This is a genomic window from Paenibacillus sp. UNC451MF, from assembly GCF_000686845.1.
Taxonomy (GTDB): domain Bacteria; phylum Bacillota; class Bacilli; order Paenibacillales; family NBRC-103111; genus Paenibacillus_S.
In genome coordinates this window covers 105,162-121,707 of the sequence record NZ_JMLS01000003.1, presented here as the reverse complement: position 1 = coordinate 121,707, position 16,546 = coordinate 105,162, and the positions used below count along the sequence as shown (strand labels likewise).

Annotated in this window: 11 protein-coding genes; 4 read left to right on the top strand and 7 right to left on the bottom strand. The window is 46.8% G+C overall.

All coding sequences use genetic code 11. From position 1 onward, the window contains the following. Window positions 1-10: 10 nt before the first annotated feature. The 6 genes from BP97_RS35485 to BP97_RS0106140 form a co-directional block, all read right to left on the bottom strand. A complete protein-coding gene (locus tag BP97_RS35485; protein WP_064745671.1) occupies window positions 11-2,404 on the bottom strand; it encodes a glycosyl hydrolase family 95 catalytic domain-containing protein in 2,394 nt (797 codons plus the stop codon). A gap of 431 nt (window positions 2,405-2,835) precedes the next feature. Beyond that, the gene (locus BP97_RS0106160; protein ID WP_231506225.1) at window positions 2,836-5,559 is read right to left on the bottom strand and encodes a hypothetical protein; all 2,724 of its coding nucleotides are present in this window, start codon (window positions 5,557-5,559) and stop codon (window positions 2,836-2,838) included. A 39-nt stretch (window positions 5,560-5,598) separates the two neighbouring features. After that, a complete protein-coding gene (locus tag BP97_RS0106155) occupies window positions 5,599-6,900 on the bottom strand; it encodes an alpha-L-fucosidase (RefSeq protein WP_028548305.1) in 1,302 nt (433 codons plus the stop codon). Between the two features lie 23 nt (window positions 6,901-6,923). Next, on the bottom strand, window positions 6,924-9,641 hold the full coding sequence (locus tag BP97_RS35480) for a glycoside hydrolase family 78 protein (RefSeq protein ID WP_064745670.1): 2,718 nt from the start codon (window positions 9,639-9,641) through the stop codon (window positions 6,924-6,926). A gap of 305 nt (window positions 9,642-9,946) precedes the next feature. Next, a complete protein-coding gene (locus BP97_RS0106145; protein ID WP_028548304.1) occupies window positions 9,947-10,579 on the bottom strand; it encodes an SGNH/GDSL hydrolase family protein in 633 nt (210 codons plus the stop codon). Further along, window positions 10,560-11,495 (bottom strand): dihydrodipicolinate synthase family protein, encoded by a 936-nt coding sequence (locus BP97_RS0106140; protein ID WP_028548303.1) that lies wholly within the window; start codon window positions 11,493-11,495, stop codon window positions 10,560-10,562. Before BP97_RS0106140 ends, BP97_RS0106145 begins: the two co-directional genes overlap by 20 nt. Window positions 11,496-11,747: 252 nt before the next feature. Between BP97_RS0106140 and BP97_RS0106135 the strand changes: the two genes are divergently transcribed. Beyond that, a complete protein-coding gene (locus tag BP97_RS0106135) occupies window positions 11,748-12,752 on the top strand; it encodes a glycoside hydrolase family protein (RefSeq protein ID WP_028548302.1) in 1,005 nt (334 codons plus the stop codon). 31 nt (window positions 12,753-12,783) lie between these two features. Further along, window positions 12,784-15,477: an alpha-L-rhamnosidase gene (locus BP97_RS0106130; RefSeq protein ID WP_156043155.1), complete on the top strand. Its 2,694-nt coding sequence runs from the start codon at window positions 12,784-12,786 to the stop codon at window positions 15,475-15,477. Between the two features lie 104 nt (window positions 15,478-15,581). Here the strand turns inward: BP97_RS0106130 and BP97_RS40600 are convergent, their stop codons facing one another. Further along, entirely contained in the window at window positions 15,582-15,728 is a 147-nt protein-coding gene (locus BP97_RS40600; protein ID WP_197035416.1) for a hypothetical protein, read from the bottom strand. Between the two features lie 178 nt (window positions 15,729-15,906). On the opposite strand from BP97_RS40600, the gene BP97_RS35475 reads away from it, so the two are divergent. Next, a complete protein-coding gene (locus BP97_RS35475) occupies window positions 15,907-16,104 on the top strand; it encodes an aspartyl-phosphate phosphatase Spo0E family protein (protein WP_036745587.1) in 198 nt (65 codons plus the stop codon). 143 nt (window positions 16,105-16,247) lie between these two features. Further along, window positions 16,248-16,439 (top strand): hypothetical protein, encoded by a 192-nt coding sequence (locus BP97_RS0106115; protein ID WP_028548300.1) that lies wholly within the window; start codon window positions 16,248-16,250, stop codon window positions 16,437-16,439. The last annotated feature ends 107 nt before the right edge of the window (window positions 16,440-16,546 follow it).

The window sequence follows — 16,546 nt, the reverse complement described above, 5'->3', positions numbered from 1 at the left end:
TGGCATTAAGTTAATCTCGCACTTTCCGTTCCCCACCTGGAAACGGCACAACTTCATAACAGCTTCCTGCCGTAGTTTCAAATGTAATATGCAACGAGTCTTCCGAATCTGGATGGATGATTTTACCTTCATATAGAACTTGAACCGGATGCGACGCCACTAAATGGCATTTCTTGCCCGCCGTAGATCGGATCAAGGCTCTTATAAGCTGACCCTCTACCCATTCCAAATCAATTTCGAAGCCTCCTCGCGCACGTATCCCTTTTACACTGCCCTGTCTCCACTTCGGAGGCAATGCTGGAAGCAGGCGGACCTTGCCGCCATGGCTTTGCAGCAGCATCTCAGTGATGCCGGACATGCCGGCAAAATTGCCGTCGATTTGGAAAATATTCATTTTCACCTTAGGATGCCGGTGAGCATTCATCATATTGGGGTGTAAACCTGATAGCAAATCATTTAGGAAGCGGTAAGCCTTCCCAGCTTCGCCAAGCCTTGCCCAGAAGCTGACCGTCCAAGCGCAGCTCCATCCTGTATGCGCGCCGCCGTGGTCAAGCCGACGTTCAAGCGTAGCCCGGCACGCCTCGGCAAGCTCGGGATGCTCGTCAAGCGTAATAAGATCCAGTGGGTGAAAAGCAACCAGATGGGCAATATGTCGATGCCCTGGCTCTAGCTCTTCGTAATCTTCGTTCCACTCTTGAAGCTGTCCGTATTTTCCAATACGAAATGGCGGCAGCCGCTTCAGAATCTCTTCCAATTGATCGTGAAATGCCCGATCCCGCTGCAATAAGCGGCTCGCTTCCATACAGTGACCGAACAAGTTACGAATAAGAGCCATATCCATCGTTGCTGCATACGTGACGCTGCTCTGCTGTCCATCCTCCGTCACAAACACGTTCTCCGGAGAGGTAGACGGACAAGTGACCAATAAGCCATCCGGAGCTTCAACTAGCCAATCCAGACAAAAAAGCGCCGCTTCTTTCATCGCAGGGTACGCCTGCCGGAGGAATTCTGTGTCTTGACTGTAAGCGTAATGCTCCCACAAATGCTGGCATAACCAAGCTCCTGCCATTGGCCAAAATGCCCAACTGGGAGAGCCGTCGACCGGTGTTGCCGTACGCCACACATCAATGTTATGATGAGCAGTCCACCCCCTGCATCCGTAATGGATGCTAGCCACCTTGCGGCCTGTAATCCTCAGTCCTTCGATCAAATCGAATAGAGGTTGATGGCATTCCGCCAAATTGCTCACTTCTGCGGGCCAATAATTCATCTGCACGTTGATGTTCGCCGTCCAGCTGCTGCACCAAGGCGGCTGCGTCTTATCGTTCCAGATGCCCTGCAAATTCGCAGGCTGAGTGCCGGGTCGTGAGCTGGACATAAGCAAATATTTACCGAACTGGAATAAGAGTGCCGCAAGACCTGGATCATCCTCTCCGTCCTTTACTCTCAGGATACGTTCGTCCGTTGGGATCCGATTCTTATCCTCGCTACCTCCTAGCTCTAGTAACGTTCTCCCGAAGAGTGCCCTGTAATCATGCAAATGCCGCTCCTTTAAGCGGTCATACCCTAGCCTTTCAGCCTGGGCAAGCCATGCTTCGCATAAGCGTGACGGATCGTTCCCCCTTACTGCTGGGTCGTGATCGTAGCCCTTGTAGCTTGTCGCTGCTGACAGCAGCAGCACAATCGTTCCCGAGCCGCTAACGCGAATCCGACCTCCACTCACTTCAACCCTGCCCTTCTCTATGGCAGCTTGAAGCTGCAGCTCAAAGCTGATCCCTCTGCCTTCAACATATGTTACCGGGTCGGTTGACTTGACCGTATTCGGCAGTACATGGTATGGGCAGCGCCCTGACAGCTTGATCCTGTTGGAATCCGTTTTACTAACGGAATATTGCAGCGGACTGTTCAAAACCGCAGTAAAGGAGGTTTTATTATCGCTATGCAGGCGAATCGCCATAACTTGATCGACCGCCGATATGAAAATTTCTCTTGTACAGCGTGCTCCCTTGCTCAGATACTGCACTCGTACAACTCCATTATCCAGATCCAATTCACGCCGATATTCTGATATATCACTCTGATCATCAAATATCAGCTCCAATTCGGCTAGCGGTAAATACGATGCAATCTCCTGCCCCTCCATGTGCTGCTCAATGGTCTCTTCCGCCTCTTCATACCGCTTGGCAAAAATCATTTCCCTCACAGAGCTTAAATAACGCTGAGCATCATAACGATTCGTATCCTTCGGTTCTCCCGACCAGAGTGTATCCTCGTTCAATGCAATTCGTTCACGCCCCGCCCCACCGTACACCATGCCGCCGAACCGGCCGTTCCCGATTGGGAGTGCCTCGAACCAATTGGCCGCTTCCTGCTTATACCAAAGTATGGAACTAGCTTCGTTCATGATTTCCCTCCTAAGAGCTTTGCGGAGCAAAGCTCACTTCGTAAGCATTAGCTGAGCTTTGCGGAGCTAAGCTCTTTTTCGTAAGCATTAACTAAGCTTAGCAGAGCATAGTTCTTAGACTGTCGAGAAACCTGTTTCTACGTGAAATTTGCTATATGGGTAGGTGGGGTATGCCTCGGAGGAGCGAAAGCGTCCGCCTTTGTTCTTGGGAAATCCCCGCAGTAAAGCGAATAAATTAAAAATTTCCCAAGAACAACAGCGGCTGGAGAGGCATACCCCACTGGACTATACTAGCAATATTTCAAGTTTTATGGGTTTCTCGTCAATCTTGAGCTATGCTTTTCAAAGCACTTCTTCCCAATGAAAAAGAGAGCCGGAAAGCCATCCCGGTACGAATACCACCGGACGACTCGCCCGCTCCCTTACATTCCTTATTCGTACAACCAATCCAAAGTATCCACACCATCATTCTTATGTTCAACATCCCGCTGCTGGATTTCTTGATCAGCCGGAACAACAGCTAGAATCAAGTAAGCTCCTTTTCCGAAATCAAGTGTATGCCTGCCCGCTTTGAATTGAAAAGCGTGGACATTTACGGAAGGGTAAGCATACAGTCGTAGCCCTTTTCTTAATAACGGCGCATAGCCTCCCATATCGTCCGCGTGCGTATTCTCTTCAAGACTTGGCGCTTGCAGCCATTGTTGATCCTTCGAGTTGAAATATCCAATCAGCACTTTAGATGGCTGATGCAGCTCGATATCTACCGTCACTCCTCGCAAGCCCGCTTCCATTTGACTGAACCGGACTCCCGTCAAACCGTTCAGCTCCTCCGCGCAGCCAACGATATGAATATCTCCGTCGGTGAACACCTCCGCACCCTTCTCCACCCGAAACATTTCTACATTCTCGGAGTGAAGCGTGAATGGAGCTTCCTTGCAAGGGGCTATAGGCTGTTTCATATTCCTCACTGCTTCCGGTGTCGTGCCCGATTTTAATTCCTCCAAATGAAACTTGAAACGCTCTAGCTCCTGTTCATAAATTGGCAAACAATCTTTCCAATGCTTGAACTCGAGTCCGTTACGGATCGGAACTTTTCTCTGTGGAGTTTGCATGCTGTTTGCGAACAAGTAAGTCTTCTCGGTCAAATTCGTTAGCTTCCGATAACTTTCCAAGCTTTTCTCAAGTAAAGAGGCCGCTTCGTCCAATAAATCCAGCCGTTGAAAATAATCCCCTTTAACGAGATGTTTATAGGTTAAAATTCTCATAGCAGCACGCACTTTATTAGCATAAACGCCCACCATATGATGAATTGCTTCCATATCACACCGCAGTCGTTCAAACTCGCTTTCGTTACGTGTAACCAAATCTCGAGCCCGCTCTATTGCCTGCAGAGCATCTTCCGCATGACGTTCTGCATCTGCAATAATATCTGGCGGTGTCTCTCCAACATGCGGTACACCCTGAAGCTCCTTACCGATGTAATCCTCCAGCCTTTCGCCTTGCGGCGACTGGGACTCCCACAAATCCGGCCATGGCATATGCCTTTCCGGATTCGTAAGCTGGCTCATCGTCATCCCAAGGCTCATCGTTTGGCGGTTGCCCTCGGTGATACCGAACCGCCGCAGCAGCTTCGGCGCACATTCGCCCGATGACTCGTACGCATCCAGGACCGCTTCGCCCGCTTCCCTGCTGCCGTACCGCTCCCCTAGCAGCTCAGCCCAGTAATGCCTTTCAGCTTCAGGATCGCGATCCGGGTTCCATGCATAGCGGAACCACGCTGCGAACCAAATCCAATCGCGGTCGATTTGCCTCAGACGCGGCTGTCCTTTCTCTGGAGCATCCGGCGAATAAGGCCAATCCCAGAAAAATAACGGATACAAATGAAGTCCGTTCGACTTCAACCTATACTTTGCCGCTTGCATACACTTTTGAATGAAGGAAGGCGCTGCATAACGGAAAGGCTCGAGATTCGCTAATATGTGCACGTTCACAATATGAATCGTTTGAAGAGAGCCAAGTCGATTATGAATCTCTTGCCACTTCCCTCTCGGAGTATACGTGGTCAAGGATTCCCCATTGTACTTGGCCTCCGTATATAAATTCGGATACAATGGCAGTGCCGCTTCAATAACCTTTTGCGGTTCGATCGCATGGGATCGTAAAATGATCGGCGGCTTTTCCTTTACGTTGGAGTCTTTTAATCCCTCTAGCAGACCCGCCAGGATCGTCTCTGTAAACCATTCCACACCATATATTTGTCCTTGTAGAGCTTCCCCTAGGCACACCATCATCCCTACATTTGGAAACGACTTAACAAAAGCGGCAATTGATTTCTTATAATAATCACTCGTTATAGGCAGCGGCTTAGGCTGATGAAGCTTTAACCCGTGCTTTTCCGCAAAAGGCAGCGGAATATGGATATTATAAAATTTCAGAACAAGCCAAATGCCTCTGCGATCTGCTTCCTCCGCCAACCAAAGAAAGGTATCTACATTTCGCGCGAACTCTTCCTCTGTTACCTCTAACGCTTCTGGATAATCATCCAGTTTGACCAGCGACGAGAATGGGTGGCCGCTCCACAAATAAACAATATTACATCGCTGCTCCAGTAGCATATTCAGAAAATCGAGCCATAAAGCCCGGTCGTAGAACCAGGGAAATCTATCTGGAGTTATCGGGTATTCATAGGTTTGCCGTGGCGGCTCGACCGTCGTTTTCTGCAATCCGATAGCCGGTCCCCGGAGAGAGAAGCTTGGAGAATCGCCATAAGCGATATCTTGCGGTACTTTACCTGCTTGCCGAATACGTCGTGCAAGCTCCAAGCAGCCATACAGCACCCCAGAATCATTACCACCAGCAACCGTCACAAGACTTCCAGGGCAGGATGACAAGTAGAAGCCTTCTCTTTCAGGAGCTTGCGTGTGATACAGCAGCACATCCCGTTCTTCCAGCTGTTGAAGAAAACCCGACTCAGAGCGGTTCCCTACGTAAATCTTTGTCCCCTCAATCAAACGATACTGGTCCCAATTCCAGTTCATTTCTTCTTGCCGTACTTCATATCCGTTTTGCTGCAATGCTTCTTTCAACAGCCGTATCCCATATTCTACACGCGGTGCGGAATTACGTTCGTATCCTAGAATGACAGTTTTCATCATAGTGTTTACCTCCAATCCCTCCAATACGGCCAATTAGCCTTATTTCAAGAACAATTCAATCACTGGCACAGCTTCGTTAGGCTGTTTAACGGGAAGCGATAAAGTGAGCGTGCTTTCATCTCTTCCTTCTCGGAAAGCCCCTTCTTCAATGCCGCTTTGAACGAAGCCTTCTTTAAATCGGATTTCCGAAGCGTCATTCAGCAGCTGAGCATATTCAACTCGACCCGCGAAGCCGCGTAGATGTATATTTTTAAATGGCCAGCTGTACACATGCAGGTACATCCGGTTCGTTTGCGGGTTGTAGGTCAAACGACAATCCTGGGGACATTCGAATGTATCCGGAGCTTGCGTGCAGCCATAGATCGATTTGCTGTGCCGCTTCATCCATTCCCCGATTCCCTTCAATCGGTCTATGGCGCGTTCATCAAACTCACCTCGTCCGGTTGGGCCTACGTTAAGCAGCAGGTTCCCCCCTTTGCTCACTACATCAATCAACATTTTGACCAAGACATCAACGCTCTTCCACGTTTCCTCTTCACGGTGATATCCCCACGAACCGCTGAACGTATGGCACGTCTCCCAAACAACCCGTTTGCCTCCGACTTGAACCCACTTTGTCGGTATGTATTGCTCCGGTGTCGTAATGTCGCCTCCAATTTGAAGACGATCGTTCAGCATAATCTGCGGCTGCAGTTCTCGAATCATCCGAACCAGCTCTTCACTGCCCCAGTCAGCTTTGCCTTTGCCAGCCAATCCGTTTTCTTCCGGGAAAGAAAAGTCATAGAACATCAAATCCACTTTGCCGAATTCTGTTAGTAGTTCCTTCGTTTGTCCAAACAAGTAATCCCGGTAAATGGAGAAATCACGTCCTGTGCTCTCTGCAATAAATTTCGGATCAAAACGGAGCGGATGCTTAGGATCAACGGTATAGTGTGAATGATGCCAGTCTATCAAAGAATGATAGAAGCCGACCTTCATATCGCGCTGGCGGAATGCATCGACCATTGGCCTAAGCACATCGCGTCCCGCCGGAGTGTTCGTCGCTTTATAATCCGTAAGCTTGCTATCCCATAAGCAGAATCCTTCATGATGCTTGGTCGTTACAACGAAATATTTCATCCCAGCATCAGATGCTAGCTTGGCCCACAGGTCAGGATCGTACAAATCCGGATCAAACCGTTTAAAGTATTTACTGTATTTTTCCGAACTCATTCTTTCCCTTGATTGCAGCCATTCATGTCTCGCCCCCAATGAATATAAACCCCAATGGATAAATAAGCCGAAACGGTCATGAGTGAACCATTCGCTATTGCCTGTAGTTTGTTCAACTTCAAAAGCCACGTGTTTTTCCTCCTTGCATTTAATTAAGAACTCTTTTCATACGACAAGCTCAAGCCAGGTTCCATTCCTGAGCCTGTGCTGCTTTTCGCCAATTTGGATATGAAAGTGTAGCTCCCAGAGCCTGCTTCGTATACCGTCTGATTTTGTTCTGAGCTCATAAGACGAAGAGCCGGTTGGCTATCTTGTTGATCGTCATTCACAACCCTACCTGGAACATGGATAGTAGCTGTTGTGTTCACAGGAATGCGAACCTTCATAATGAAATAGGACTTCTCGTGCTTCCATTCCACGTTGATAGTACCGTACACGGACTTGAATTCTCCTTTTGCAAAATGCAGCCCGCCTCCCGGACGGGGATGTATCACTATGTGCTTATATCCCGGCTGATCTTCCACGGTATTGATACCAAGGATTGTCTGGTACATCCACTCTCCGACAGAACCTAATGAATAATGATTGAAGGAGTTCATGCCTGGATTTTGGAAGCCATCCGTTTCCGTCCAGGCATCCCACCGTTCCCAAATCGTTGTCGCTCCGTGCTTGACTGAATACAACCAAGAAGGGAACGTATCCTGAATTAACAAGGAATAGGCAACATCTTCTCTCCCCATCTCGGTTAGCGCAGGAAGCAAATATCCTACTCCAAGAAACCCGGTCGTCAAGTGATTGCCATGCTCCTGAATGTTATCCACCAAATATTTTATGGCAAGTGTACGCTGGGTCTCTGTCAGCAAGTTCATTTTCAACGCAAGCACGTAAACCGTCTGCGTATCCCCTTTGATGCGACCATCAACATCCACGAACGCAGTACCGAAAGCTTGTTTAATCGCCTCGAACAGCTCTGTATATTTACGCGCGTCCTCATCCTTTCCAAGTGCTTTGGCTGCTTTGGAAAGCAATACGGTACTGTAAGCAAAATAAGCGGTATCCAGAACATCCTTCGGTGTTTCAGCATTGATGGAGAGCCAGTCTCCATAGTTCGAGTAGCCAGGTCGGATTAGACCGCTGCTGTTTTCTTTTAAATATTCCACCCATTTGACCATAGCCGGATAGCTATTCTCCAATATTCTCAGATCGCCATACACTTGGTAGACGGTCCAAGGAATAATAACGCCAGCATCTCCCCAGCCGCCGTTATCCGGCGCATGCCAGTTAAGCTCTTTATGGTTGTGCTTAAAATGCTCCCAGCCTGAGTCCGGCGCTACATCTGGAAAAGCTCCTGAAGGCTGCTGCGCATCGATAACATCCGTCATATATTTATTGAAAAATCGTGCTACATCCATGTTATAACTAGCCGTCCGGGCAAAAATCTGCGCATCCCCCGTCCATCCCAGCCTCTCATCACGCTGCGGGCAATCGGTCGGAACGCTAATAAAGTTACCGCGTTGCCCCCACTCGATATTACTCAGCAGCTTATTGAGCATCACATTCGAGGTTTCTATCCAGCCTGTTTGCGGCGTTGCCGAATGAATGACCCTTCCGATAACCGAATTCAATGTTGGTGCATGAATTAGCCCCGTCACTTCAACATAACGGAACCCATGAAAAGTAAAGTGCGGCTCCAGCATTACTTCCTTTTGCCCATCTAGGATATATTTCTCCTGCTGTACCGCTTCCCGAAGATTTATACTGTACAAAGTATTATCGCTATTTAGCATTTCTGCACAAGCAACGGTTATCTCTTGACCAGATTGACTACTTTCGATCTGAAGTCGAACCCAACCGACCATATTCTGCCCCATGTCAAACATGTAGGTGCCTCGGTCCGTTTTTTTCATGCTAACCGGAAGCAATTCCTTCATTACTTGTACGGGCGGGTCCACCTGTGCGGTCATCACTCCGTCATAAGAGCTAAGTACAACCGGAGCATCCCAAGATGAATCGTCGAATCCGGGAAGCTTCCATCCTGTAGGCTCCAAACGGGCATCATACGTTTCACCTTTGAGCAAATCTGAATAGAGAATGGGCCCTGACAACGTCTTCCAAGATTCATCCGTTACCACCACCTGAGTAGTCCCATCCTCATATTCAATTTGCAGCTCGATGAGTACATGAGGGTTATCTCCGTAACGGTTCGGGCCGAACATTCCTACATAACCACAATACCAACCCGTTCCTACAATGGCTCCCAATGTAGCCTCCCCTGTGAGAAGATGAGCAGTCACATCGTAGGTTTGATACTGTACTCTAATGTTATAATCAGTCCACCCCGGTGCAAAATAATCATCACTGACTCTTTCGCCATTCACATATAGTTCATACAATCCTAAGGCGCTTGCGTATAACAGGGCTTGCTTGACTGGCTTTTCCACGCGCAATGTTTTCCTGAAATACGGAGACGGCAGAAGATCAGCCGTTTCAGGCTTAGTTCGTCCAATCCAGCTAGCCTGCCATTCATTGCCGTTAAGCATACCCATAGACCATCGTGCAATGCTGCTCCATGGAGAAGAGTTATCGTGTTTATCCCAAACTCTGACTTTCCAGTAATAAACCTGTCTTGATTCGAGCAATTTCCCTTTGTAAACCACGTTCAAAGATTGGTCGGATAGCACCTTACCGCTGTCCCAAACATCGCTTTTATTGTCATGCAACAATTGTGGACAACTAGCAACTATCACTTGATAGGCCGTCTGGAACTGACCGTATATTTCAGATTCAATAATCCAGCTTAATCTCGGCTCGGACGTATCGAGACCTAACGGATTTTCGATGTATTCCGTCTTTAAATCGCTAACTCTCATCCTCTTACCCCCCATGGTCAGATTCTCGGCAATTCACTCAGAAGCTCCGAGGACTCTTTTGATAAAGTAACTTGATTTAAAGTTTACAGGAATGACAATGACCCATTATAGGGCGAATTCATCCTATTTATAGGCGACGGCTTGCACCATTCATGTATTTTCTGACCCTTTATTAATGACCAGACTCTTTTTTAGCATTGGATAAATGGAATTCGTGATCTTTTCGAAGGTAAGCATTAGAAAACCGGGAACTAACATTAGCTCCCGGTTTGTAGGTGTATATCAACAATTTACTTTTACATGGCCTATTTCTTAGAACTTCGCACCGCTTCAAGCCACGTTGACGCCATTAGCGTATCCCCGAGACTGTTCATATGAACTCCGTCTGTTGTTAAATCCAGTCCGGTATTACATTGTAAAAAATGAAGGAACGCTTGATGCGTCGGTACGAGGACGGCTTGAAATTCTTCAGCTAACCGATCGACGATTTCCACATATGGCTTTAACAGCAAATTTCCTGTCGTATCCGGATATTCCTTTATTATGGTTGGCTGCATAAGAACAAGACGGCAATTAGGAAGCGATTGGGTCTGATCTAACAAACCTCGGTATACCGATTCGAATCGATCAGGGTAAACCTGTTCACCATCCGGCGAATCCAACTGTCTCCACACATCGTTGATTCCAATCGAAATCGAAATCCATTGCGGCCGGTGATCCATGACATCTAGCGTCCACCGTCTGGCCAAATCGATCACACGATTTCCAGATACGCCTTCATTGATTACCTTCAAGGAAAGCTCAGGGTATAGAGCCAATAGGGAATCATGCAGCATCCGCACGTAGCCTGACCCCAGCTTTAAGGGGTCTTTTTTCCTTCCCTTGTCCGTAATACTGTCACCTATAAATACAATTCTATCATTTGCTTGAAACGGCATTAAGAAACCCTCCCTTTACTAATTTATATAATGAATCCAGTTGTTCCACTTCTCGTCGGTGATTTTCTCTAAACGCACTGGCGTCTTTGGAACGACAATGTAATGTGATCGGGAGTCCTCTTTGCTGTAAGTGATACTTCGCATTAATTGGATACATCTGCAGCTCCACTAAGGAGGCAGCTCCTGCAAATGACTGAATCGTCTCCGCAGCATCCGGTTCAACACTCCATAGCTCCGTTAGTCGCACATATAAATCAGGGTGGAAATTAGCCATTACACCGCTAAACCCAGCCGCTCCCAGCTTCAAGGATTCCAGCAGAGTAGCTGAGTTGGCGTTAAATATTTGCAACTGACTCCCCCTTACTGCATCCAATTTGTCAGCAATACTGTTTATATCGCAGGAGGTATCCTTAAGAAACAAGAAACGCCCCGAATCTGCGCACCATTCGAGCATGGTCGGGGTCAGCAATCTTTTGTAAGGGTAAGGACATTCATATATGCCGAACGACACATCCGGTATCCGATCAAGCAGCTGCTGGGTGCGATGACTCCAGACTTCGTCCGATTCCTCTGAAGACGCCAGCCTGTTGCTAACCAGCACGACCGCATCGACTCCCGTGTCCGCCATCCGCTGCAGTTCATCCACCTGATCATCAAATCCATCCGATATATGCCCCGAAGCAATAACCGGCACTCGACCATCAGACTTTTCCTTAACGAACCGTGCGATTCGCACCCTTTCCTCAAGGGAAAGGTAAAACATTTCGCTTGATTGACATACCGCGAATAAACCATGAACGCCTTGGTTAATGTACCACTCAATCAGCTGTTCCAATGCTATATAATCCACCTCATTGGAATTCGTGAACGGAGTAATCATCGTCGGCCAGACTCCGGTTGGAATATTATTTTTCAACGGCTTCAGCTCCTTGTCGGGGTTATAGAAATACTTGCTATAAATCCTTTTCTCCTACTATAAGCTCAATTGAACGTTCCGCAAATGGGGGATTCAAACCATTAACTTGGAGATGATTAACCGAAAAGTCCAATCAACCTATAGATCAGATACTATAACCCTCTTGGCGAGCTAATCACCTGTAGTACTCTTCAGATAGAGGTCACGTACAAATAGGATCAGCAGTTAAAAAACTAAAAAAGGTGTGTTCTTATGGATATTCAAGCCTATTTAACTCCTTACAAATACGGCAAACCGGTCCTGGTAGGATCAGGTATTCCTGGCCATTTTGACGAAAATGCCGTCGATTGTCCCTTTGTATTTCAGCATAATGAGAAGTTTTACATGATGTATGTCGGTTTCGACGGAACCGGCTATCAAACGGCTTTGGCGACAAGTGAAGATCTGCTGAATTGGGAGCATCTTAGCGTCATTTTACGTAGAAATGAAGGTTCCGGATGGGACTCAGTCAATATTGCCGGCACTTGGATAATGAAGGAGAACCGAATCGAAGCCCCGCCTGTGCTCAAAAAATGGAACGATAAATATTGGCTAGTCTATCACGCCTATCCTGAGACAGGCTATGAGGAAGGCTCCGCCAAAATCGGCATTGCCTGGACTGATGATGAGGACCTGTTGACCTGGCATAGATGTCCGGACCCGATCCTCACTCCTGAGGAAGGCGCAGATTGGGAGAAAGGTGGCCTGTATAAAGAATGCCTTGTTGAGCACGAAAACAAATTCTATTTATTTTATAATGCTAAAAACAAAAACAAAGGCAGATGGATCGAGCAAACAGGAGTAGCCTTCTCCTCCGACCTAAAGCAGTGGAACAGATATGAGCATAATCCTGTCCTGCACGTCTCTGCGGACCGTTGGGACTCCGGTTTTGTCAGTGATCCATGCGTTCTGCTTCACGGTAATCAGTGGGCGATGTATTACTTTGGCTACAATTACAAGCAAGCTCAAGAAGGCATTGCCTTATCCCAGGATCTCATCCATTGGGACAAATATCCAGAGCCGATCATCACCGTAGGTGAGCAAGGAAGCATTGACTCTATCTTCGCCCACAAGCCATCCGTTATAACGTATAACGGGGTATTGTATCACTTCTACTGCTCTTGCAGGCTGTTTAAAGAAGGAGATCCAACCCGTAATTATGGCAAGGAGTTCCGCTCGATTACGGTCGCTGCATCGCATCCTATTTTTAACGAATGACAACTTTTTCCATTAAGGAGACTTGATAACGATGCAGTTTGGTGAGATGTTGGTAGAAAGCAAAATTTGCCCGATCGGAATCGATGCAGTTACTCCCTCCTTCAGCTGGAGCTATAAGAATGAGCCAATTCGTGCTCAGCTTCAAACCGCATACCGTATCCTTGTGTCCACTTCTGTGGAGGGCATACATGGTGAATCTAGCGACATATGGGATAGCGGAAAAATAGAGAGCCGAAAAAACATTCATATTGAGTACAAAGGTACACAGCTGTTATCTCGCCAGCGTTATTATTGGAAAGTGCAGGTGTGGGATCAGAACAATAAAATGATCGAAAGTCCGGTGTCTTGGTGGGAAATGGGTCTTATGGAAACGCATGATTGGTCTGCAAGCTGGATCGGTGAGTCTGATCAGGAGCATGACGCTCCTGCTTCACTCCCCTTGTTCAGACATGAATTTACCCTCGATAGGCCTGTTGCAAGAGCACGTGCTTATGTGTGCGGCCTAGGACATTTCGAACTCCGTTTGAACGGAAGCAAGATTAGCGACAACGTATTGGAGCCTGGCTGGACAAATTATCATAAGACCTGCCTATATTGCGTATATGATGTGACTGACGATGTTCACGAGGGCTCCAATGCAGTAGGAGTTATGCTTGGCAATGGCTTTTACAATGTGACGGGAGGCAGATATCGCAAATACAAAGGCTCGTTTGGCGATCCCAAATGCTTGGTTCAGCTTGAAATCACCTATGCGGACGGCACTACCTTAACGGTTCCTAGCCACCCGGGATGGCGGACCTCCTCTGGGCCTATCACCTTTTCATGTATATATGGTGGCGAGGACTTCGATGCCCGCCTGATGCAGAGGGGTTGGGATCAGTCTGGGTTTCAGGGACATGCTACATGGAAGAATGCAGCACTTGTAGAGGCTCCTGCGGGAAAGCTGAAATCGCAAGGGACATCTCCATTGAAGGTGATGAAGAACTTCCAGCCAGTAAGCTTCAGTCAGCCTTCTCCAGGCTTGTACGTTGCCGATCTCGGACAAAACTTCTCCGGCTGGGTCGAACTGTCCGTGCAAGGTCCTGCAGGAACCAGAGTTACTTTGACCCCTGCAGAATTGTTGAAAGAAGATGGAACCGTCAATCAGAAGTGGACCGGTTCCCCTACCAAGCTGCACTATACCCTCGAAGGTTCTGGTGAGGAAGTGTGGAAGCCCCGCTTCACCTATACCGGTTTCCGTTATGTACAGATCGAAGGTGCAATCCCGTCCGCTCTAGCGGGAGAACGAAAACCAACCGATAGCGCAAGGTTGCTCCGATTCGAAGGCCAAATGATTTATCCAGATACGCCGGTTACCGGAAGCTTCGAATGCTCGGACATGCTGCTTAACCGAACTCATGAATTGATTAATTGGTCCATTTTAAGCAATATGAAAAGTATTTTCACCGATTGCCCTCACCGTGAAAAGCTTGGTTGGCTCGAGCAAATTCATCTGATGGGTCCATCCGTAGCGTATAATTATCAGATTGAATCCTTGTTGGTCAAATCAATGGAAGACATCCGTGACGCTCAGCTCTCTAACGGCATGGTACCGACAACAGCACCGGAATATGTCGTATTTTCCGAGCAATGGCACTGCTTTCGCGATTCCGTATCCTGGGGAGCTGCCTATGTACTTACAGCTTGGAATCTTTACCGCCTATATGGGAACACTCGAACCATGAAGGAGCATTATCCTGGAATGAAAGCCTATATCGATTACGTGACTCAAGGCTCGGATTCTTTTATCGTTCAAGGTGGCCTTGGAGATTGGTACGATGTTGGCGTGGGTGATCCCGGTTTTGCTAAGAACACGCCTGTCTCTCATACGGAAACAGCGATTTATTATCACATGGTTGATATTTTTGCACAAATGGCGGGCTTATTAAATTATCATACAGATTCCGAACAATACGCGGCGTTACGGGAGAAAATTAAAACAGCGTTCAATGATGCCTTCTTCCACCCTGAAACATCCAACTACGCAACAGGGAGTCAAGCGTCCAACGCATTGCCGCTAGTATTGGGGCTCGTCGATGACCATCACAAAGAAAATGTTCTTTCTCATTTAATTGAGGACATCCGTCTACACGGTTATCATACGACTGCAGGTGATGTAGGCCACCGGTATGTTCTGCACGCATTAGCTATGAATGGTCGGTCAGACGTGATATACGAAATGACGCGAACAACCGATCACCCAAGCTATGGTTATCAGATAGCACATGGGGCAACGTCCTTAACAGAAGCGTGGGACGGCCCAACGGTTGGCAAATCACAAAACCATTTTATGCTGGGACATTTGGAAGAGTGGCTCTATCAAGGGTTATCAGGAATTCATTACCAGTATGAAGCCTCGACCGATTCCTATCAAATATCGATTAAACCGTTTTTGCCTTTTAACTTGGATAGAGCTAAAGCAGAACATCTACTCCCAGTTGGAAAAATTCGTGTCGAATGGGCGCGGGAACTAGTTATGAATGAATGGACTCAACTCACTTTAAAAATAACCATTCCCGTAAATTGCGACGCGGATGTGTATATCCCCTCTGTAAAGGGGGCCTCTATTAAGGAAAGTGGTATTCTTATAGAAGACTGTAAGGATATCGAGTTCCTGTTTCATGAAGCAGGTTATTCTGTCGTTCGTCTTTTATCGGGACAGTATGAATTTATTAGTGCAATCTAATTCCAAATATCCCTGCTATACTCTTGATTATGCCAACTCTCATCCTCACAAACCAAAACCGCCGTAACCTCATTGAGGCTGCGGCGGTTTTTCTTTGCATTTTTTTACTGCGGGTTCGTTTGCTTAGGTATTTCATTTAAGCTCGGAGGAACATCAGCAGCATTCTCTGCGTGGACGACAGCTTCATCCTCTGTAAATTTATTTTCTTTAAAGTTTGGGTTATTTTTAGTATTTGCTTTAGCATTATCCATCGATCATTCACCCCCTCTGCATGTAGAATTTAGTATTTCCATTTCCGTATTTTGTATGTTTTTTGTAATCAAACTTTAACATAACGCTCGACAGCGTTTTACATATTTTACATGCAGTTCATATTATAATAGCTCGATGTGAGGAAAAAAATGTTATCGAATGGGGATATAGGAAAAAATGGACGATGTATTGCTGAAGCGAAATATGGAGCAAATGCAAAGCCGATTATATCAGTTGGTGGAAAAAACCGGAAGCTTGGTAGATCCCCGGGTGGTCGAATTAAGTCAGCAAATTGATTATTTAGTTGTCACTTTACAGCAAAGAAGGATGAAATATCACAGGACAAGCACTCGTAAAAACAGTGCCTCTTTTTAGAAGTCGCCCTTGATAAACATTACATGATGTGTTATATTGAAATCAAGCAAAATCAAGGTTTTTTTGCTGACATGGCACTCTCATTGCAGCTGGAATCCCCTATCTTGATACAGCATAACGATCATGTAAAGGAGCGATACAATATGGCTTATGAAGCTCAAAACCAGCAGGGAAAACAAACCATTTCAGTTGAATTAACGTTAAATGAGGCTTTAGCTTTAACCGGTGTACGTTTTCCTCAGAACCATCAATTGGAAGTAGATGCCATGAGTAAAATCAAACGGTCATTGGAAGATCAAATTTTACTTGACCCCAAACGGAGAACAGTTCAATAAAATTTATTTAGCATAATAATGAAGATCTCCTCCCCTATCCTTATTGGGCAGAGGAGGTCTTTTTGTATATAATGATAATATTCTGATGGCACACCAAAGGAGTATGA